Raw genomic sequence first — 18,784 nt, 5'->3', positions numbered from 1 at the left:
AATCCATCGAACGGTGTAACCTCATGGTTGGTATGCTCATGGCCGGGGTAGGGCGTTCGGCATACGCAGGCGCAGACTGTCCTCCATCAGGTATTTCCGCCGCAACAGCGCCATCAACCGCAGCTTGAAGACCTCCAGCGACCGCGATTTGCCGATGAAATCGTCGGCCCCGGCGTTCAGGCTGCTGGCAAGCTGCTCGTCCCCCTCCTGGCTGGTCAGGATCAGGATCTGGAAGAACAGGCCGCGGCGGCGGCGGAAACGGTCCAGCGTCTGGCACAGCGCCGTGCCGCTGACCCCGGGCATCACGAGATCGATGATCACCGTGTCGAAGGTGGCCTCCGACAACGCCTGGATCGCTTCCGCGGCGTTGCGGGCCACGGTGATGCCGCAGCCTTCCTCCATCAGCTCCAGGCGCAGGAACTCGCGGTACGTCACGCTGTCGTCCACGATCAGGATGCGGGCGCGTTTGAAGATGGCGTCGGCGGTGGGCGGCTCCTCCCGCCGTTTCAGCAGAGCCTCCACCGCGTCGGCCACCGCCTCCGGGTCGCGGGATTCGATGCGGTGGATGTCGTTCAGCCCCGCCGGCACCCGGTCGGCGCCGGTGACGATGATGGCCGGCACGGCGGAGCGGCGGCGCAACTCCGCCAGCCCGTTTTCCCCCAGCGTGGTGTGGTCGGCCAGGATGGCGTCGGGCGGCCCGTTTTCCGGATCGAAGGTGCCGAATTCGGGCGCCAGGGCCGCCGCCGCCCCCGCCACGCTGTCGGTGCAGTCGGCGCGCAGGCCACGCTCCTCCAGCAGGTGGCGGAGGAGCATGGCCTGCGTGGCTGAACCGTTCAGGATGAGGACACGGGCCGGCGTCATGGCGATTCCGTCGGGTTTTGGACCAGATGAAGGAGGCGGGCGGGGATGTCGTCCAAGGGCAGTTCCTCCAGCGCAGCCCCCAGACGCACGGCGGCGCCGGGCATGCCGTGGATCACGGCGGTGGAGGCGTGCTCGGCAATGGTGTAGGCGCCGGCCCGCCGCATGGCCAGCAGGCCGCGGGCACCGTCTTCCCCCATGCCGGTCAGGATCACCCCCAACCCGCCGGGGCCGTAGGTGGCGGCCATGGCCTCGAACATCACATCCCCCGACGGGCGCTGGCCGCACTGGGGCGGGTCGTCGGTCAGGACGATCCGCCCGGTGGGCGTCAGCGACAGGTGGCGGTCACCGGGGGCCATGTGGATGGTCCCCGGCATCGGAAAGGCACCGTTTTCCGCCACCACCACCGGAAACGGACAGACCGACCCCAGCCATGACGCGAACCCGGCCACGAACGGCGCCCCGATGTGCTGGACCAGCAGGACTGGCAGCGGCGGCAGCCCGCCCAGCCCGCCCAGCAGCTTGACCAGCGCGTTCGGCCCCCCGGTGGACGTGGCGATGCCCAGCGCCTTATACACCCGCTGGGCCGGTGCCGAAGCGAACGGCGACGGGCCGTCGGCAGGGGCGGGCATCCGTCCGTTTCCCCGCACGGGCGGTCCCCGTTCGGGCCGGGTGATGCGCTGGCGGATCACCTTCACCTGGCTCATGCTGTAGAGCTGGGTGCACAGGTGGCGGGACAGCGCCTGGTAATCGCCGCGCGACAGGCCGCCCGGCTTCTCCACCACCGCCAGCGCCCCCGCCTGCAGCGCCTTCATCGGCATGGCGGCGTCGGTGGAGGCCGAGGCCACCACCACGATGGGGGTCGGGCGGTGGCGCATGATCTGCTGCGTCACCTGGAACCCGTCCATGCCGGGCAGACGGATGTCCAGCGACACCACGTCGGGATGGATGCGGTCCAGCATGCGCAGCGCCTGTTCTCCCGACGCGGCGACTCCGGTCACCTCAAGCCGTGGATCCTGGCCCACGATGTGGCAGAGAAGCTCCTGCACGACCGGGGAATCCTCGATAATCAGCACCTTGGTGCGGCGGGGGGTGGTCATATCAGCCGCCGTATTCCGTCCAGCAGTTCATCCTGATCGAAGCGTGTCTTGACGATGTAGGCGTCGGCCCCCAGCAGCAGGCCACGCTGCCGGTCCTCGTCCGACGCGCGGGAGGTGACGAGGATCACCGGAATATCCGACAGAACAGGATCGGACTTTACCGCCTGGACCAAGGCGAAACCATCCATCCGCGGCATCTCCACATCGCTGACGATAAGATCAACAGTCTGCCCATGGAGCGTTTCCAGGGCCTCCCGCCCGTCAACGCACAGGGTTACCCTGTAACCATGGGCTTCCAGGATACTTTTTTCCAGCGTGCGTGTCGTAATGGAGTCATCGACAACCAGGATATGACTTCGGCGGACCATAGCCGATGGTGTGGATACCGGAAGGCTGGGCAGGCCATGGGCGGGCAGGGCCAGACTGCCGGCGTTCAGCACCAGCGCCGGCGCCCCGTTTTCGAGCAGGACCGTGCCCAAAAAGCGCTGCGGATCCAGCCCCACCTCGTCGATGCCGCTGACCACGGCGTCGCGGGTGGCCTGGGCCTCGTCCACCGCCAGCGCCACCCGCCGCCCGCCGATGCGGGTGACCGCCAGCACCGCCCAATCCGCCGGGGCGGGCAGGGGCAGCGACAGCAATGCCGCCAGCGGCACCACCGCGACATCCTCGTCCTCCAGCCGCAGCACGGGCGAACCGCCCAGCGGCAGCAGGTCGGTGGTGCGCACCCGCATCACCCGCGCCACGTCGGCGGCGGGCAGGGCCAGCGTGTGGCCGCCGACTGAGACGAACAACAGCCGCTGGGACGACAGGCTGACCGGAACCTCCACCGTCACCACCGTGCCGCCGCGCGGGCGGGGCGCGATGGTCAGTTGGCCCTGCAGGTGCAGCACCTCCTGCCGGGCGATGGTGACGCCCATGCCGCGGCCGGAAATCTCGGTCACCGCGGCGGCGGTGGAAAAGCCGGGTTCGGCCAGCAGGCCGGTGAGCTGTTCCGGGGGCAGGGGTGCCGCCTCCCCCTCTCCTTGATCGGGGATCAGGCCGCGGGCGGCGGCTTCGCGGGCGATGCGGGCCAGGTCGATGCCGCGCCCGTCGTCCTCGATCACCACCCGCAGCCGCCCGTTGACCACCGCGGTTTCCAGCCGGATGGAGCCGGCGGCGCGCTTGCCGGCGTTCAGCCGCTCCTCCGGCGGCTCGATGCCGTGGCTGACGGCGTTGCGCAGCAGGTGGAGGACCGGATCCTTCAGCCGCTGGAGCACCATGCGGTCGGCCTCCACATCCAGCCCCAGGATATCGGCCTCCACCTCCTTGCCCTGGGAGCGGGCGAGGTCGCGGACCATGCGGCCCAGCCCGCCGAACTGGGATTCCGCCGGCACCATGCGCAGCCGCCGCACCCCGTCGTGCAGGCCCCCGCCCCAGCGGCGCAGGTTCCACAGGGCGCGGTCCTGGCGGCGGCGCACGGCCTGTGTGCTGGAGGCCGCCGTCCTCAGCCGCCGTTCGAAGGCGGACAGGGTTTCCGCCAGCCGGGCGTCGGGGGTGTCGGGCAGGGCCTGACGCAGCCGGCGCCACGCCTGTTCCAGAACCCCCATGTCGCGGCTGAGCGTGCGCAGCCCGTCGTTCAGCGCCGCCTGCTCCTCCACCTCCGGCAGCAGGGCGGACGCGGTGTCGAGAAGCTGTTCCAGGCTGGCGGCGTTGATGCGCACCAGCCGCGGGACCGGGGCCGCCGCCAGGGCTGCCGCCGTGTCCGCCGGGCGGACGGGGCGGGGCGGGGGCGCGTGGCGCACGGCTGCCGGCGGGGGCGGCTGGGAGGCGCCGGTCCCCACCACCCGGTCGAGCTGGGCCAGCACGGTGTCGATGGCGATGCTGCCGGCTTCCGTCCCGCCGCGGCTGGCCCAGGCCACCGCATCCTCGATGGCATCCAGCGTGTGACGGATCAGGCTGAACAGGTCGGGCCCCAGCGCCCGCTCCCCCCGCTGCACCATCAGGAACAGGGATTCCAGCCGGTGGGCCAGGGCTTCCACATCCGGCAGGTCCACCGCGCGGGCAGCCCCCTTCAGGCTGTGGGCGCGGCGATGGATTTCCTGCAGGTCGAGACGCGCGCCGCCCTCCCCCTCGGCAAGGCGCAGCGCGTCGCGGATGGCGGCCAGATGTTCCTTGTGCTCCAGTTCGAAGGCGGCCAGGAGCCGCTGGCGGATATCGGTCACACCCGGTAGTTCCTGACCGCTTCGACCAGCGTCTGGCCAAGGGTGTTGAGGTTGGTTGCAGCCCCTTCGAGCTGGCGGGTGCCGGCGGCGGTCTGGCTGGACGCCTGCCGGATGTTCTGCAGCGCCTGGATCACCTGCTCCAGCCCGATCTGCTGCTGGTTGGTGCCGGCGACGATCTGCTGGAACGCCACCACGCTGTCCTGAATGTTGTCCACAAGGTCGCGGATGGTGGATTGGGTGGCATCGGTCTGGCGCTTGCCGGCGGTCACGCGCTTCACCGCCTCTTCCGTCAGCATGACCGAGGCGTTGATGCCGTGCTGGATCTCCGACAGGTTGGAACGCACCTGGGCCGTGGCCTCCTTGGCCTGATCGGCCAGGCTTTTCAGTTCGCCGGCCACCACGGCGAAGGTGCGCCCGTGCTCGCCCGCGGCCGCCGCCTCGATGGCGGCGTTCAGCGCCAGCAGGTGGGAGCGTTCGGCGATGTCGCTGACGGTGATGATGATCTCGCCGATGGCCTGGGTGCGTTCGGACAGGATGACGATGTTCTCCGCCACCGCCTCGGCCTGTTCGCGGATGGCGTCCATGGCCTGGTTGGTGTCGGCCACCGCCTTGATGCCGCTGTCGCCGGTGGAGGCCGCGGCATGGGCGCTGTGGGCCACCTCCTGCGCGCGGCGGCTGATCTGGGCGCCGGATTCGGTGATCTCCGACAGGGTGGCGGTGGTTTCCTCCACCGCCGCCAACTGTTCCGACACGCTGGCCGCCTGCTGCTGGGTGCTGGCGCGGATCTGGGCGGTGGCGGCGTGGACGTTTTCCGCCGCGGCGCGGGTGGTGCCGGCCACCGCCTTGAGGTTCACGGTCATGTCGTTCAGGTGGCGGCCGAGCTGGGCCAGTTCGTCGTTGCCGCGGATGGTGGCGGTCTGGGTCAGGTCGCCCTGGCCCACCCGCCCGATGAAGCCGATGGCTTCCCCCAGCCGGCGGCTGATGGACTGGCCGATCAGCACGGCGATGGTGACGGCGGTGATCAGCATGGCCGCCAGCGCCAGCGCCGCCGAGCGCAGGGCGGTGTCGTAGATGGATTCGAGTTCCTGGTTGCCGGCCATGCCCAGCTTGCGGATCAGGTCGTTGATGGCGTTGATCTGGTTGTCCAGCTGGCCGCGCAGCGCGTCCACCTCCCCGCGCAGGCGCAGGGCGTCCTGCAGCCGCCCGTCGTTCAGCGCCTGGAACAGCGGGGTTACCCGGTCCCGCAGACTCTGGAAGCGGCGGGACAGTTCCTGCACCGCCTCGGCGGTTTCCCCCCAGGCATTGCGCCGCCCCTCGGTCAGGCCGCTGGTGCGGCGGTCGGTGGTGTGGTCGATCAGGCGCTGAAGCTGGCCGCGCAGGCGCTGGGACGCCTCCAGATACTCCTGGTTCTGCTCCACCGTGTGGGACGGGGCGCCGCTGGTCTGGGCGATCACGGCGTCGGTCACCGCCACCTCGCGGGCGTAGCGCAGTTCGCCCTGGATCTGCACGATGTCGCGCATCAGGTCGGTGACCAGGATGTCCTGGGTGGCGATGGCGCGCATCAGCCGCAGGGCGTCGGCGAAATGGTAGAGCTGATACACCGACAGGGCGACCGTCAGCAGGCACACGGCCCCGAATCCCAGCGCCAGCTTGTGGGCAACCTTGAACGTCATGGCTCTGCCGGTCCTTCCGATGTCTCGTTCATGTCCAGGGAGGTGAAGAGGGCGGGCACGTCCAGCACCGCGATGCGGGCGGGTGTGACCACGCCGATGAACGGGCAGGGGCGGGCGTCCGTCCCGCCGCCCTCCGCCGCCGGCGGGGTGGGAACCGCGTCTTCCAGCGCCAGGAAGCGCAGTGCCACGGGCCGCATGCCGCCGCGCAGGACGGCGGCATAGCCGAAGCCGCGGTCGGCCTCCGCCGGCTCGCCGCACAGGGCGTCGGCGTCGAACAGCCGCATCACCCGCCCGAACACGGCGATCAGCCCCAGCAGTTCAGGCCGCGCCCCCGGCACCGGGGCCACCTGCGGCACCGGCAGCACCCGTGACAGCCGGTCCAGCGGAATGCCGTAGCGCAGCCGGGTGCCCGAGGCCACCAGCAGCCGTCCGGTCCCGGCCCCCCCGTCAACGGGGGAGTCGAGGCGGGCCAACTCCTCCGTGCGCCGTTCCAGCAGGGCGTCGGCCCACGGGCCTTCGCCGGCAAACGCCTGCTGAAGCGCCCGCTGGCGTTCGGCCAGCCGGCGGCGCACGTCGTTCCAGTCGATGGGTTCCCCCTTGCGCAGGCTGGCCGGGGTCACGCGCCGCCCTCCTCGCCGTCCAGCCACAGGGCGATCATCCCGTTCAGCTCCTGCACGGTCAGGCCGCGGCCCTCGGCCACCGGGGCATCGCCGTCCAGCCGGGCGATGGCGTTGCGCGCGTTGCGGAAACAGCGCTGGGCCGGCGCCAGCTTGCCCCGCCGCCAGCAGGCCAGCCCCAGGTGATAGCTGGCCAGTGCAAAATCGGGATCGAGGTAGAGTGCTGCACGGTACGGCACCAGCGGGTCGCCCACCCCCAGTTCCTCTTGCAGCCGGGCCAGATGGAAGTGGGCGCCGCTGTTCAGCGGTTCCTCCCGGGTCAGGGTGGTGCAGGCTTCCAGGGCCGCGGCCAGTTCGCCCGCATCCTCCAGCGCCGTCACCGTCGCCAGGGTGACGGCGGGGGTGCCCGGCGGCGGGGCGGCGGCGGGTTCGGCAGCCGGGGCCTTGCGGGGCCGGCACGGCTTTTGGGGCGGCGGCAGGACGGGCGACAGGGGCGGGGGCGCCACGGCCGTCATGTCCGCCGCGGGCGGGGGCGGCGGGCGGCGGGCGGCCAGCGGATCGGGCTTGCGGTAGAGCGTGGCGCCCGGCACCGGCACGGGCGTGAAGGCGGCGTTCATCTCCGCCCCCGTCTCCGCATGGCCGACCACCAGCCAGCCGCCGTCCAGCAGACTGTCGCGCAGGTTGCCGATCAGCCGGTGCCGCGTGGGCTCGTCGAAATAGATCATGACGTTGCGGCACAGGATGATGTCGAACCCGGCGATGCCGCGGGAGAAATCGGGCAGGGTGTCTTCCACCAGATTGACCATGTCGAACCGGGTCCAGGCGCGGAACGCCGGCTTGACCGACCAGCCGTTGCCGGCGCTGTCGAAGCAATCCTTCTGCAAGGCGGCGGGCAGGCCGCGCAGGCTCCAGTCGCCGTACACCCCGCGGCGGGCCTGGTCCAGGAAGGCACGGTTGATGTCGGTGCCCAGGATCAGCACCCGCCAGCCGTCCAGTTCGGCGGCGAAATGGCGTTTCAGCAGGATTTCCAGCGTGTACGCCTCCGCCCCGATGGAGCAGCCCGCACTCCAGATGCGCAGGGTGCGGGTTTCGGCGTTGCGGCGCAGGCATTCGGGGACCGCCACCACCCGCAGCGCCTCGAACTGTTCCACATAGCGGAAGAAGAAGGTTTCGCCGACGCACAGTTCGTTGATCAGCGCCTGCATCTCCGTGCCCCGCACGCTTTCGTCGGCCAGCGCGCGGTGATAGGCGCCCAGGTCCGCCTGCCCCCGGTCGGTCAGGCGGCGGTTGATCCGCTCGGCCAGCGCCAGATCCTTGTCAGCGTAATAGGCAAGGCCGGTGCGCTGGATGATGAAGGATTTCAGCCGCGCGAAATGGGGGTCGCGGGCGATGGCCGCCGGACCGGGGACCGGCAGGGGCACGGAGGGGCGGGCGTTCATGGCGCATCCTCCGCGGCGGCGGGCCAGACGGGGGTATCGGTCCACACGGCGGCCCGTTCCTCGGCGATGCGGCGGTGGGCGTCCAGGCTCTGTTCCTCAGCCGCGGTCAGCAGCCGCGCGGGGTCCAGCAGCAGGCACACCGCCCCCCCGTGCTCGAACCGTCCGGCCACGCAACGGTTGAAGCTGAGCGGCACCATGCCCCCGTTCGGCTGCGGCAACGGCGCCAGGGACGGCGGGGTCACCAGCCCGACCACCCGGTCGCAGAGATAGGCGGTCATGCCGCCGGGCCGCCGGCACAGCAGCAGCGGGCGGTACAGGCCGGGCAGGGCGGCGGGCAGTCCCAGCAGCACATCCAGATACAGAGCCGGCACCAGTGCCGTGCCATAGCGGAACAGCCCGGCGATCACCGCCGGGGACGCCGGCAGCCGGTCCAGCCGCGGCAAAGGCAGGACGCGCACGACCGCCGCCGCCGGCAGGGACAGGCGGTGGCCGGACACGTCGAAAACGATGGCGGGCGGCGGGACGGCGGCATCACTCATGACCGGAAATCGGGTTCCCCTGTTCTGGCGCTGGGCAACCCAGAACATGCCCCGGATCGATCAGGGAGAAAATACCACCATGGAAAAAACCTCTCTGACCAATGCCATAGGATCGCAGCATGGGCCATAGGAAGATGGGGATGCGGCAAAGATGCCTAGCGCTCCTGCACCGTTTCGACTTCCGACAGATCGGTAAGGCGCGAAGCCAGCTTTTCTGTGCAATGAACTTCCATTATTCCGAATCCCGCCGAGGGAGCGATTGTATTGAGCTCGCCCGCCAGCCCGTTTTCGGAAATAAAGCGGCGCAATGTTTCGGTGTAGAGGTCACGTTCGGGCCGTCCGGGTCTGGCACCCGGCATGGGACGGACGAAGTAAACCTTGTACCAGCGGAACGGAAACCGGGCCAATATTCCTGCCCTCCTGATGGTCGGGGCCGCATGCGTACCATATCATGGGGCGGTGCGGGCTTTGGAAATGCAGGCCGCGCCCGCGGCCCGAACATGACGTGCATTTCATGATCCGCCCATCATGACGCAAGACGGCCGCCGTCAGGATGGCAGCCTGTCCATGGCTGTTGTGGCCATGACCGCACCAATCAGGGAGAAGGTCATGCCGTCTCGTTTCACCACCCGCTCCGCCCGTTCCTCCAGCCGCCTGGACCAGGTGCCCGGCTGGTTCACCGTGCTGATGCTGCCAGCGGCGGTGGTGGTCGGCCTGATTGCCGCCATGGTGTCGTTCGGCGTGATGGCCGGTGTCGGCCTTGCCCGCCTGTTCACCAGGGCGGCCTCCGCGGCCCGCCGGAGTCCCGCCCAGGCGGCGCCCGCCGCCCGTCCGTCCGGTTCCGCCCGGTCTCCGGCCACGGTCATCGACGGCAACTGGACCGTGTTGTCGGTGCGTGACCCCGAATATGCCTGACTGTGACCGCCCCCGTCCGGGGCAGGCTTCCCCGCAAATTTTTGTTACAGCGTGTTACGGATGTTTTGCGGGGCAAGGATCTGCGGCATGGTGACCCCCAGGGCTTTTGTCGGAAAAGCCGTTCCAGGCATATGGGTTCGGGGATATGCGGCGTCTTTTGATCGGTGTGGCGCTGGTGGCGCTGGTGGCAGGTGCTGGATATTGGCGGTTCGGTTCCCATCCCGACGCCAGCCCGCCGCCGTCGGTGGCCAAGCCCGCGGGCCGTTCCGCCGTTCCGGTCGTGATGAAGCCCGTGGCGCGGCAGGCGGTGCCTGAGCGTTTCGCCACCGTCGGCTCGGCCCAGCCGCTCGCCACCGTGGCCGTGCGCGCCCGCGTGGACAGCGTGGTGGACACGGTTCATTTCACCGAAGGGCAGGAGGTGCGCCGCGGCGACCTTCTCTTCACCCTCGACGACCGCAGCCTCAAGGCCCAGCTCCGGTTGGCGGAAGCCAATCTGGAGCGCGACACCGCCCAGTTCGACAAGGCCAAGGGCGACGTCGCCCGCTATTCCGAGCTTTTGAAGCGCGCCGCCGTGGCCCGCCAGCAGTACGACGCCGCGGTCGCCGCGGCGGACGGGCTGGAGGCGACGGTCAAGGCCGATCAGGCCGCCATCGACAGCGCCCGCATCGCGCTGGGCTACACCCGCATCTTTTCGCCCATGGACGGGCGCACCGGCACCGTGGGCGTGAAGCCCGGCAGTTCGGTGCGCGCCGCCGACGCCACCCCCCTGGTCAGCCTGACCCAGTTGCGGCCCATCCAGGTGGCCTTCTACATCCCCGAACGCCATCTGTCCGGCGTGCGCGAGGCGATGGCCGGCGGCACCCTGGCCGTCACCGCCCGCGCCCCCGGCGACACCCGCCCGCCGGCGGAAGGGGCGCTGACCTTCATCGACAGCCAGGTGGACCAGCAGACCGGCACCGTGCTGGCCAAGGGCACGTTCGAGAACGCCGACACCCGTCTGTGGCCCGGCCAGTTCGTGGACGTGGTGCTGACCCTGCGCATCGACGCCGACGCACTGACCGTTCCCGCTCCCGCGGTGCAGACCGGACAGCAGGGGCCGTTCGCCTATGTGGTCAAGCCGGACAAGACGGTGGAGATGCGGCCCCTGTCGGTCACCCGCTACGCCGACGGCGTGGCCGTCATCGCCAAGGGGCTGAGCGAGGGGGAAACGGTGGTCACCGACGGCCAGTCCCGCCTGTTCCCCGGCGCGCCGGTCAGCGACCGCGAGGCGGCCAAGGATCCGGGCGGCAAGGATCCGGGCGGCAAGGACAAGGGGCCGGGGCAGGGCGCCTCCGCCGCCCCGGCCAAGGGAGGGGTGTCGTGAACCTGTCGGAGCTGTGCATCCGCCGCCCGGTCATGACCATCCTGCTGACCGCGGCGCTGATCCTGGCGGGGCTGGCGGGATACCGGCAATTGCCGGTGGCGGCCCTGCCGCGGGTGGATTTCCCGGTCATCAACGTGTCGGCCACCCTGGCCGGTGCCAGCCCGGAGACCATGGCGGCGTCGGTCGCCACGCCGCTGGAACGGGAATTCTCCACCATCGCCGGCATCGACGCCATCACCTCCTCGTCCAGCCTGGGTTCCACCTCCATCGCTATCCAGTTCGCGCTGGACCGCGACATCGACGCGGCGGCGGCGGACGTACAGGCGGCCATCGCCCGTACCCAGCGCCGGCTGCCGGAGGAGATGACCACCCCGCCCAGCTACCGCAAGGTCAACCCGGCGGATCAGGCGATCCTGCTGCTGGCGCTGTCGTCGCCGGTCCTGCCGTTGTCGCAATTGAACGATTATGCCGAAACCCTGATCCAGCCGCGGCTGGCCACCCTGCCCGGCGTGGCGCAGGTGATGGTCTACGGCTCGCAGAAATACGCGGTCCGGGTGCAGGTGGACCCTAACGCGCTGGCATCCCGCGGCATCGGCATCGACGAGGTGCAGAAGGCGCTGGCCGCCGCCAATGCCAACACGCCGGTCGGCACCCTGTCGGGGGCGCGGCAGCAGCTCGTCATCGCCTCCAACCCTCAGCTTCCCGATGCCGCGGCGTTCCGGCAGTTGATCATATCCAGCCGCAACGGCGCGCCCGTGCGGCTGGGCGACATCGCCACCGTGCTGGACAGCGTGGAGAACGTGCGCACGGCAAGCTGGTACAACGGCACCCGCGCCATCGTGCTGGCCGTCCAGCGCCAGCCCGACGCCAACACGGTGGAGGTGGTGGACCGGGTGAAGGCGCTGCTGCCGCAGTTCCGGCTTCAGCTTCCGGCCAACGCGGTGCTGGAGCCGATGAACGACCGCTCCACCTCCATCCGCGAGGCGGTGGAGGACGTGCAGTTCACCCTGGCGCTCACCATCGTTCTGGTGGTGCTGGTGATCTTCCTGTTCCTGCGGCGCCTGCCGGCCACGCTGATCCCGGCGCTGGCGGTGCCGATCTCGCTGATCGCCACCGCCGCCGGCATGTACGCCTTCGGCTTTTCCATCGACAACATCTCGCTCCTGGCGCTCACGCTGTCGGTGGGGCTGGTGGTGGACGACGCCATCGTCATGCTGGAAAACATCGTCCGCTACATCGAAGAGGGGATGCGGCCGTTCGACGCCGCCATCACGGGCGCGCGGGAAATCGGCTTCACCATCCTGTCCATCACCCTGTCGCTGGTGGCGGTGTTCATCCCCATCCTGCTGATGGGGGGCGTGGTCGGCCGGGTGTTTCACGAATTCGCCGTGGTGGTGACCATGGCCATCGGCGCGTCGGCCTTCGTGTCGCTGACGCTGACGCCCATGCTGTGTTCCCGTTTCCTCAAGCGCGAGTTGCATGGGCAGCAGGAGAACCTGTTCGGGCGGACGCTTGAACGGGGGTTCGACGGGCTGCTGCACGGCTACGCCGTCACCCTGCGCTGGGCGCTGCGCCACCGCGGCGTCATGGGGCTGGTGATGATCGCCACGGTGGTGGGCACCGTGCTGCTGTTCCAGGCCGTGCCCAAGGGGTTCTTTCCCGAAGAGGATATCGGGCAGATCACGGTGTCCACCGAGGCGGCGCCCGACATCTCCTTCCCCGCCATGGTCGAGCGGCAGAAGGCGGTGGCGGAGATCATCCAGGCCCATCCGGCGGTGGCGACGGTCACGTCGTCGGTGGGGTCGGGGGGGATCAGCGCCACGGTCAATTCCGGCCGCCTGTTCGTCAACCTGAAGCCCCGCGACGAGCGTCCCCGCGCCACGCAGGTGATCCAGGAGCTGCGCCGGTCGCTGGCCCGGCTGCCGGGAATCCAGGTCTATATGCAGCCGGTGCAGAACCTGCGCCTGGGCAGCCGGTCGTCGAAGAGTGCCTATCAGTACACGCTCCAGGGGCTGGATCTGGACGAGCTGTTCCAATGGTCCAACCGCCTGGAACGGGCGATGCACGACGTGCGGGTGATGCAGGACGTGACCAGCGACCTGCAACTGAACAACCCGCAGGCGTTCGTGCGCATCGACCGGGAAAAGGCCGCGACCCTGGGCGTGGCGGTGGATCAGGTGCGCGCCACCCTCTACAGCGCCTTCGGCCAGCGGCAGGTGTCCACCATCTACACCCCCAGCAACGATTACGCGGTGATGATCGAGCTGGACCCGCTGTATCAGCAGGACGACACCGCCCTGTCGCGCATCTATGTGCGCTCCAGCACCGGTAAGCTGATCCCGCTGGACGCCTTTGCGCGGGTGGAGCGGACGGCGGGGCCGCTGACGGTCAACCACCAGGGGCAGATGCCCGCCGTCACCCTGTCGTTCAACCTCGCCCCCGGCGCCTCGCTGGGCGAAGCGGTGGAGGCCATCCGCAAGGTGGAGCAGGATATCGGCCTGCCCGCCACCATCAGCACCGGCTTCGCCGGCACGGCCCAGGTGTTCCAGGATGCCCAGCAGAGCCAGGGCCTGTTGCTGCTGGCCGCGGTGCTGGTGATCTACATCGTGTTGGGGGTGCTGTACGAAAGCTTCATCCACCCCATCACCATCCTGTCGGGCCTGCCCTCGGCGGCCTTGGGGGCGCTGGGCACGCTGGTGGTGTTCGGGCAGGAGCTGAGCGTGATCGCCATCATCGGCATCCTGATGCTGATCGGCATCGTCAAGAAGAACGCGATCATGATGATCGACTTCGCCATCGCCGCACAGCGTGAAAAGGGCATGAGCCCGCGCGATGCCATCGAACAGGCGTGCCTGCTGCGCTTCCGCCCGATCATGATGACCACCATGGCGGCGATCATGGGCACCTTGCCCATTGCCGTGGCCTTCGGCGCGTCGGCGGAACTGCGCCAGCCGCTGGGGCTGGCGGTGGTCGGCGGTCTGGTGGTGTCGCAGATGCTGACCCTCTACATCACGCCGGTCCTGTACCTGTTCATGGAAAGCCTGGGCGATGCGCTGAACCGCCTGCGCCGCGGCGGTCCGGCCCCGGTCCCGCCGGGATCGGCGCCCATGCCGGGGGAATGAGGGGAGGGGACGTTTTGCGCAGGATTGCCCGGTTCGTGCTGACCGCTGCCGCGCTGGTGGGCGTGGTGGCCTTGGGCGGGGGGGCCTATGCCTATCCGGCGCTGGCGGCCCCGATCTGCCCGCCGTGCTATGGGATGGAAGCCGCGGCCCCCCGCGTAATCGTTGACCGGGCGATGCCGGCGCCCCAGCGCGCCGACCTGCTGCGGGACGCCGCGGCGGCGCGGACGGAGGTTCAGGCGTTCTATGGGGCCTTTGAGCGCATCCCGTTTCTGGTCGCCTGCTCGACCGAGGACTGCGACCGCCGGATGGGCGGGCGGGGTGCCCGGGCGGTCACGCTGTCAACCCCGCTGGCGACGGTCATCCAAGCCTCGCCGCGGGGGCTGAACCCGGTGATTCTCACCCATGAATTCTCGCATGTGGAACTGCACCGGCGGATCGGGGTGTGGGCGCTGCTGTCCGGTGCCTTCCCGGCGTGGTTCGACGAGGGGGTTGCCGTTCTGCTTTCGGGCGATGAGCGTTACCTCAAGCCCGGCGCGGCCCCGGCGGAACGGTGTGTGCGGCAGACCGATGCGCCCTTGCCCGCCGACCCGTCCGACTGGAACGTGCGGGCGGGCAAGGAGCCGATGATCTACGCTGACGCCGTGTGCCGTGTGCTCCAGTGGATGGCCGCGAATGGGGGCAAGGATGGGGTGATGCGGACCCTGGAGGCGGTGGCGGGCGGTGCCGCCTTTGCGCCCGAAAACGGGCGGGGTGAGGGGCCGGCTCAAAGGGCCGAGCGGTCCTGACCGGGGCCAAAAACACGCAATATGCGCACCGTTCCGGCCACGCCCTGGGCTGTTATCATCCCGGAGTGAACCTCGTACATCACCCGGCAGCCTTCCACGGGAATTTCCCGGACGCCCGGATGATCGCCGGCAGGCCACCGTTCAGGTGTGTGTTCAAGCTGGCGTATGGAATTGATCAATCGTCGAAGCTTGGCCCTGGCGGTTACGCCCGACCCGGGTTGCAAGAGCCATCGCTGAATAGCATCAAGATCGCGCAAGGCTGCGGGTGACGGTGTGACCTTCCAGACCACAGCCCGCCAAACCCTTTAATTTTGCCCGCTGCGGTACACACGGGGCAGAGGACGCGGGTCGCCGTTGCCCAGCGCATCAAGCCACGCCGTAACCTCGTCCTCATCCATGGTGAGGCCCTGCCGAAACTCATCCCGTGCTTCATCGAGCAAGGCTTGCTCGCGGGCAAGACGGGAGACGCGCTGTTCGGCGGACTCGGTGGCCTTGCCCGGTCCTGCCGGGCGGACTGTCCCGAAACCAAGATTTGCCATCCGTCGCCTCCGCTGTCGGTGATGATCATCCTGTCAGGAAACACAGGCCCCGGCAACATGGCAAAAGCCCCGCCGTTTCGGGCGGGGCTTTATTACTGTTCCGTTCCGTTACGCCGGAAATTCCAGCCGGACCGGACCCGGTTCGAACCAGTGGGCCACCGGGCCTTCCGGTTGCCATTGGGGGGCGTTGTCCTTGTCCACGATCACCGCGCGCACCCCTTCGCGGAAGTCGGGGGCCAGCGCCATGTGGACGCCCAGCGTCAGTTCCAGCCGCATGGCGTCGTCGAAGTCCAGCGTCTTGCCCCGGCGAAGCTGTTCCAGGGTGGCGGCGACGGCGGTCGGCGACTTGGTGTTCAGGGTGGCGAGCGTTTCCGCCGCCCATGGGTCGGCGTCGGCGGCGAGTGCTGCCTTGATCGCCGTCACCGTGGTGCCGGCGAACAGCCGGTCGATGGCCTCCCGCCGGGCTGCCAGCGGGGCGGGGCCGGGGTCCTGGTGGAAACGGGCCAGCACCGCGGCCACATCCCCGTCGGCGTCACCGCCCGCGGGGATGTCGGCCAGGGCGGCCAGCAGGTCGCCCAGCTTGTCCGACGGGGTGACGTGGGTGGCGATGCCGGCGTAGAGCGCATCGGCCACCTTCAGCCGCGCGCCGGTCAGGCCGAGGTAGGTGCCGACCGCACCGGGGCAGCGGGGCAGGAAATAGGTGCCGCCCACGTCGGGGAAGAAGCCGATGCCGGTTTCCGGCATGGCGAAGGTGATCCGCTCCGTCGCCACGCGGTGGCGGCCATGGACCGACAGCCCGACGCCGCCGCCCATGGTGATGCCGTCCAGCAGCGCCACATAGGGCTTGGGGTAGGTCTTGATGAGGCGGTTGAGGGTGTATTCCTCCCGGTAGAAATCCACCAGAAAGGCTTCGTCCCCCGCCACCGCGGCGTCGTAGAGCGCGCGGATGTCGCCCCCGGCGCAAAAGGCGCGGTCACCGGCCCCGTCGATCACCACGGCGGCGATGGCCGGATCGGCGGCCCAGCGGCGCAGCGCCGGGTCGATCTGGCGGATCTGTTCCAGCGTCAGGGCGTTCAGCGCCTTGGGCCGGTTCAGGGTGATGCGGCCGATGGCGCCGCGGGTCTCGAACAGGACGGTGGGTTCGCTCATGGCTGGTCTTATTTCCCCGTGAACAGGCCGGTGTGCTGGTCGCGCAGCAGGTTTTTCTGCACCTTGCCCATGGTGTTGCGCGGCAGCTCATCGACGAAGAACACCCGCTTGGGCATCTTGTAGTTGGCAAGCTGCTGTTTGCAGACGGCGATCACCCCCGCCTCGTCCGGGGCCGCGGCACCGGGCCGGCGCAGGACGACGGCCACCACCCCCTCGCCGAAATCCGGGTGGGGCACGCCGACCACGGCGGATTCCACCACGCCGTCGATGGCGTCGATCACCGTCTCCACCTCCTTGGGGTAGACGTTGTAGCCGCCGGAGATGATCAGATCCTTGGCCCGGCCCACGATGTGGACATAGCCGCGGGCGTCCACCTTGCCCACGTCGCCGGTGATGAAGAAGCCGTCGGGCTTGATTTCCTGTCTGGTCTTTTCCGGCATCTGCCAATAGCCGGAAAACACGTTCGGCCCCTTCACCTCGATGATGCCCACCGCGTCGGTGCCGAGCGCCGTGCCCTGGTCGTCCACCACCCGCAACTCCACCTCGGGCAGCGGGAAGCCGACGGTGCCGGGGATGCGGTCGCCGTCCAGCGGGTTGGAGGTCAGCATCCCGGTCTCGGTCATGCCGTAGCGTTCGAGGATGGCGTGGCCGGTGCGGGCCGAGAATTCCTTGTGGGTGTCGGCCAGCAGCGGGGCGGAGCCGGAAATGAACAGCCGCATGTGCGCCACCGCCTCCCGCGTCAGGCCGGGATGGGCCAGCAGGCGGGTGTAGAAGGTGGGCACGCCCATCATCACCGTGGCGCGCGGCAGCAGCGACAGCACCTGATCGGCGTCGAATTTCGGCAGGAAGATCATGCTGCCGCCGTTCAGCAGCACGCAGTTGGTGGCGACGAACAGCCCGTGGGTGTGGAAGACGGGCAGGGCGTGCAGCAGCACGTCGCCGGGCCGGAACCCCCAGTATTGGTGCAGCGTCAGGGCGTTGGAGCCGAGGTTGCGGTGGCTCATCATCGCCCCCTTCGACCGCCCGGTGGTGCCGGAGGTGTAGAGGATGGCCGCCATGTCGTCGTCCCCCACCGCCACGGTGGGAAAGTCGGGGTCCAGGTCCGCGGCGCGCTGGGGCAGGGTGCCGTCGCCACGGGTGCCCAGCGTCAGCAGCGTGCCCACCCCCGCCTTGTCGGCGATGGGCTGGAGCACCGATTCGGTGCCGGGGCGGCAGACGAACACCCGCGGGGTGGCGTCGCTCAGGAAGTAATCCACCTCCGCCGGGGTGTAGGCGGCGTTGAGGGGGAGGTAGACGCCGCCCGCGCGCACGGTGGCCAGATACAGCACGACGGTTTCCGGCGACTTGTCCACCTGCACCGCCACCCGGTCGCCCTTCTTCAGGCCCAGGTCGGTCAGCAGCCGGGCGTAACGCCCGGCCAGCGTGTGCAGATCGCCATAGGTGAAGACGCCCCCGTCCTCGGTTTCCAGAAAGGGGCGGGAGAGGTCGGCGGGGAAGCGGGACCGGAACAGGTCATAGATGTTGCCGATGGTTCCGGCGGGTGCTGATCCGACCATGGGCGTTTCTCCCTCGTGTGATTTTTTGCGGTGTGATTTTTGGTTTGGCCGTTATGCGGACGGTTCTCCGTATCAGCGGAGTAGCACAGGCGCCGACGGAGCGCCAGGGTATTGTATACAAAATACCATGCTACTGTATTTGTTGCCCGCCCATGATTGATACGAATTCGGCGAAGATGTCGATCTGGATGGTCACGTGGCGGCGCATGGCCTGATACGCCCCCTCCGGGTCGCCGGCCAGGATCGATTCGACCACCGCGTCGTGCTCGTCGAAGCTGTCCTGAATCCGCGAGGGATGGTTCAGTTGATAACGGCGGTAGGGGGCCAGCCGCACGAACAGGCCGCGGGCGATGTCCTGAAGCGGCTCGTTGTGGCTGCCGGCCTGCACCGCCTCGTGGAACGCCCGGTTGACGGCATAATATTCGTCCAGGCGCCGGGCCTGCATATGGGCGCGGGATGTCTCGTGCAGTTCCTTAAGCTGTTGTTTTTCCTCGTCCGACATGCGCCGGGCGGCGTAGCGGCAGCACAGGCCCTCGATCTCCGACATTACCTCGAACATCTGCACCATGCGGTGGAGCTTGAGCGGGGCGACGACGGCGCCGTGGCGGGGCTGCTTTTCCACCAGACCGGCATGGACGAGCTGGAGAATCGCCTCCCGGATCGGGGTGCGGGAGATATTGAACCGCTGGGCCAGGCTCTCTTCGTCCAGCCGGGTTCCGGGGCGCAGGCGGCCCAGAAAGATGTCTTCTTCGATTGCCAGCCGGACTTCGTCGGCGCGGGTGGCCGACTTTTTGTCCGGTGCGGCCTTGTCGGCCCTCTCCAGCACAGCCTTGTCGGACATGAACGCTACCCTCCCTGTACCACGCGCGGTTTTTCCGCGCGCGTTGTACCCTTTCCGCAATAAGAACACAAAACCGTACGGCGGTGT

17 protein-coding genes are annotated in these 18,784 nt (G+C 69.2%); 4 read left to right on the top strand and 13 right to left on the bottom strand.

Annotated features, from left to right (window positions below; genetic code table 11):
* Positions 1–36: 36 nt before the first annotated feature.
* The 8 genes from M2352_RS11415 to M2352_RS11380 all read right to left on the bottom strand — a co-directional run bounded on the left by M2352_RS11415 (position 37) and on the right by M2352_RS11380 (position 8,834).
* A complete protein-coding gene (locus tag M2352_RS11415; RefSeq protein ID WP_264664606.1) occupies positions 37–861 on the bottom strand; it encodes a response regulator in 825 nt (274 codons plus the stop codon).
* Positions 858–1,958 carry a chemotaxis-specific protein-glutamate methyltransferase CheB gene (cheB, locus tag M2352_RS11410; RefSeq protein ID WP_264664605.1) on the bottom strand — a complete coding sequence of 367 codons (1,101 nt, stop codon included), beginning with the start codon at positions 1,956–1,958 and terminating at the stop codon, positions 858–860. Before cheB ends, M2352_RS11415 begins: the two co-directional genes overlap by 4 nt.
* On the bottom strand, positions 1,955–4,159 hold the full coding sequence (locus M2352_RS11405; protein ID WP_264664604.1) for a hybrid sensor histidine kinase/response regulator: 2,205 nt from the start codon (positions 4,157–4,159) through the stop codon (positions 1,955–1,957). Before M2352_RS11405 ends, cheB begins: the two co-directional genes overlap by 4 nt.
* Positions 4,156–5,832 (bottom strand): methyl-accepting chemotaxis protein, encoded by a 1,677-nt coding sequence (locus M2352_RS11400; RefSeq protein WP_264664603.1) that lies wholly within the window; start codon positions 5,830–5,832, stop codon positions 4,156–4,158. Before M2352_RS11400 ends, M2352_RS11405 begins: the two co-directional genes overlap by 4 nt.
* Positions 5,829–6,452, bottom strand: coding sequence for a chemotaxis protein CheW (locus M2352_RS11395; RefSeq protein WP_264664602.1), 624 nt, complete (start codon positions 6,450–6,452; stop codon positions 5,829–5,831). The genes M2352_RS11400 and M2352_RS11395 overlap by 4 nt, the downstream gene beginning before the upstream one ends.
* Positions 6,449–7,888, bottom strand: coding sequence for a CheR family methyltransferase (locus M2352_RS11390; protein WP_264664601.1), 1,440 nt, complete (start codon positions 7,886–7,888; stop codon positions 6,449–6,451). The genes M2352_RS11395 and M2352_RS11390 overlap by 4 nt, the downstream gene beginning before the upstream one ends.
* Complete coding sequence (locus M2352_RS11385; protein WP_264664600.1) at positions 7,885–8,427, bottom strand: chemotaxis protein CheW; 543 nt, start codon at positions 8,425–8,427, stop codon at positions 7,885–7,887. Before M2352_RS11385 ends, M2352_RS11390 begins: the two co-directional genes overlap by 4 nt.
* 155 nt (positions 8,428–8,582) lie before the next feature.
* Entirely contained in the window at positions 8,583–8,834 is a 252-nt protein-coding gene (locus M2352_RS11380) for a hypothetical protein (protein WP_264664599.1), read from the bottom strand.
* 202 nt (positions 8,835–9,036) lie between these two features.
* On the opposite strand from M2352_RS11380, the gene M2352_RS11375 reads away from it, so the two are divergent.
* The 4 genes from M2352_RS11375 (at position 9,037) to M2352_RS11360 (ending at position 14,612) form a co-directional block, all read left to right on the top strand.
* Complete coding sequence (locus tag M2352_RS11375; RefSeq protein ID WP_264664598.1) at positions 9,037–9,342, top strand: hypothetical protein; 306 nt, start codon at positions 9,037–9,039, stop codon at positions 9,340–9,342.
* Between the two features lie 145 nt (positions 9,343–9,487).
* Entirely contained in the window at positions 9,488–10,705 is a 1,218-nt protein-coding gene (locus tag M2352_RS11370) for an efflux RND transporter periplasmic adaptor subunit (protein ID WP_264664597.1), read from the top strand.
* Positions 10,702–13,827, top strand: a complete 3,126-nt coding sequence (locus M2352_RS11365; protein ID WP_264664596.1) for an efflux RND transporter permease subunit — start codon at positions 10,702–10,704, stop codon at positions 13,825–13,827. The genes M2352_RS11370 and M2352_RS11365 overlap by 4 nt, the downstream gene beginning before the upstream one ends.
* Before the next feature lie 35 nt (positions 13,828–13,862).
* Positions 13,863–14,612 carry a hypothetical protein gene (locus tag M2352_RS11360; RefSeq protein WP_264664595.1) on the top strand — a complete coding sequence of 250 codons (750 nt, stop codon included), beginning with the start codon at positions 13,863–13,865 and terminating at the stop codon, positions 14,610–14,612.
* Here the strand turns inward: M2352_RS11360 and M2352_RS11355 are convergent.
* The 5 genes from M2352_RS11355 to M2352_RS11335 all read right to left on the bottom strand — a co-directional run bounded on the left by M2352_RS11355 (position 14,591) and on the right by M2352_RS11335 (position 18,697).
* Positions 14,591–14,902: a type II toxin-antitoxin system RelE/ParE family toxin gene (locus M2352_RS11355; RefSeq protein ID WP_264664594.1), complete on the bottom strand. Its 312-nt coding sequence runs from the start codon at positions 14,900–14,902 to the stop codon at positions 14,591–14,593. The genes M2352_RS11360 and M2352_RS11355 overlap by 22 nt on opposite strands.
* Before the next feature lie 15 nt (positions 14,903–14,917).
* A complete protein-coding gene (locus M2352_RS11350; RefSeq protein ID WP_264664593.1) occupies positions 14,918–15,151 on the bottom strand; it encodes a hypothetical protein in 234 nt (77 codons plus the stop codon).
* 108 nt (positions 15,152–15,259) lie between these two features.
* A complete protein-coding gene (locus M2352_RS11345) occupies positions 15,260–16,300 on the bottom strand; it encodes an enoyl-CoA hydratase/isomerase family protein (protein ID WP_264664592.1) in 1,041 nt (346 codons plus the stop codon).
* A gap of 8 nt (positions 16,301–16,308) precedes the next feature.
* Positions 16,309–17,856, bottom strand: coding sequence for a malonate--CoA ligase (locus M2352_RS11340; RefSeq protein WP_264664591.1), 1,548 nt, complete (start codon positions 17,854–17,856; stop codon positions 16,309–16,311).
* A gap of 130 nt (positions 17,857–17,986) precedes the next feature.
* The gene (locus tag M2352_RS11335; protein WP_264664590.1) at positions 17,987–18,697 is read right to left on the bottom strand and encodes a GntR family transcriptional regulator; all 711 of its coding nucleotides are present in this window, start codon (positions 18,695–18,697) and stop codon (positions 17,987–17,989) included.
* Between the last annotated feature and the right edge of the window lie 87 nt (positions 18,698–18,784).

Source organism: Azospirillum fermentarium (assembly GCF_025961205.1).
Classification (GTDB): domain Bacteria; phylum Pseudomonadota; class Alphaproteobacteria; order Azospirillales; family Azospirillaceae; genus Azospirillum; species Azospirillum fermentarium.
Note: the sequence above shows the minus strand (reverse complement) of the source record. Positions and strands in the feature narration are given on the sequence as shown.

Bases quoted from the DNA above. Each gene is read 5' to 3' on its own strand.
- M2352_RS11415 (WP_264664606.1), bottom strand. From the start codon at position 861: ATGACGCCGGCCCGTGTCCTCATCCTGAACGGTTCAGCCACGCAGGCC.
- cheB (WP_264664605.1), bottom strand. From the start codon at position 1,958: ATGACCACCCCCCGCCGCACCAAGGTGCTGATTATCGAGGATTCCCCG.
- M2352_RS11400 (WP_264664603.1), bottom strand. From the start codon at position 5,832: ATGACGTTCAAGGTTGCCCACAAGCTGGCGCTGGGATTCGGGGCCGTG.
- M2352_RS11390 (WP_264664601.1), bottom strand. From the start codon at position 7,888: ATGAACGCCCGCCCCTCCGTGCCCCTGCCGGTCCCCGGTCCGGCGGCC.
- M2352_RS11385 (WP_264664600.1), bottom strand. From the start codon at position 8,427: ATGAGTGATGCCGCCGTCCCGCCGCCCGCCATCGTTTTCGACGTGTCC.
- M2352_RS11375 (WP_264664598.1), top strand. From the start codon at position 9,037: ATGCCGTCTCGTTTCACCACCCGCTCCGCCCGTTCCTCCAGCCGCCTG.
- M2352_RS11370 (WP_264664597.1), top strand. From the start codon at position 9,488: ATGCGGCGTCTTTTGATCGGTGTGGCGCTGGTGGCGCTGGTGGCAGGT.
- M2352_RS11350 (WP_264664593.1), bottom strand. From the start codon at position 15,151: ATGGCAAATCTTGGTTTCGGGACAGTCCGCCCGGCAGGACCGGGCAAG.
- M2352_RS11345 (WP_264664592.1), bottom strand. From the start codon at position 16,300: ATGAGCGAACCCACCGTCCTGTTCGAGACCCGCGGCGCCATCGGCCGC.
- M2352_RS11340 (WP_264664591.1), bottom strand. From the start codon at position 17,856: ATGGTCGGATCAGCACCCGCCGGAACCATCGGCAACATCTATGACCTG.
- M2352_RS11335 (WP_264664590.1), bottom strand. From the start codon at position 18,697: ATGTCCGACAAGGCTGTGCTGGAGAGGGCCGACAAGGCCGCACCGGAC.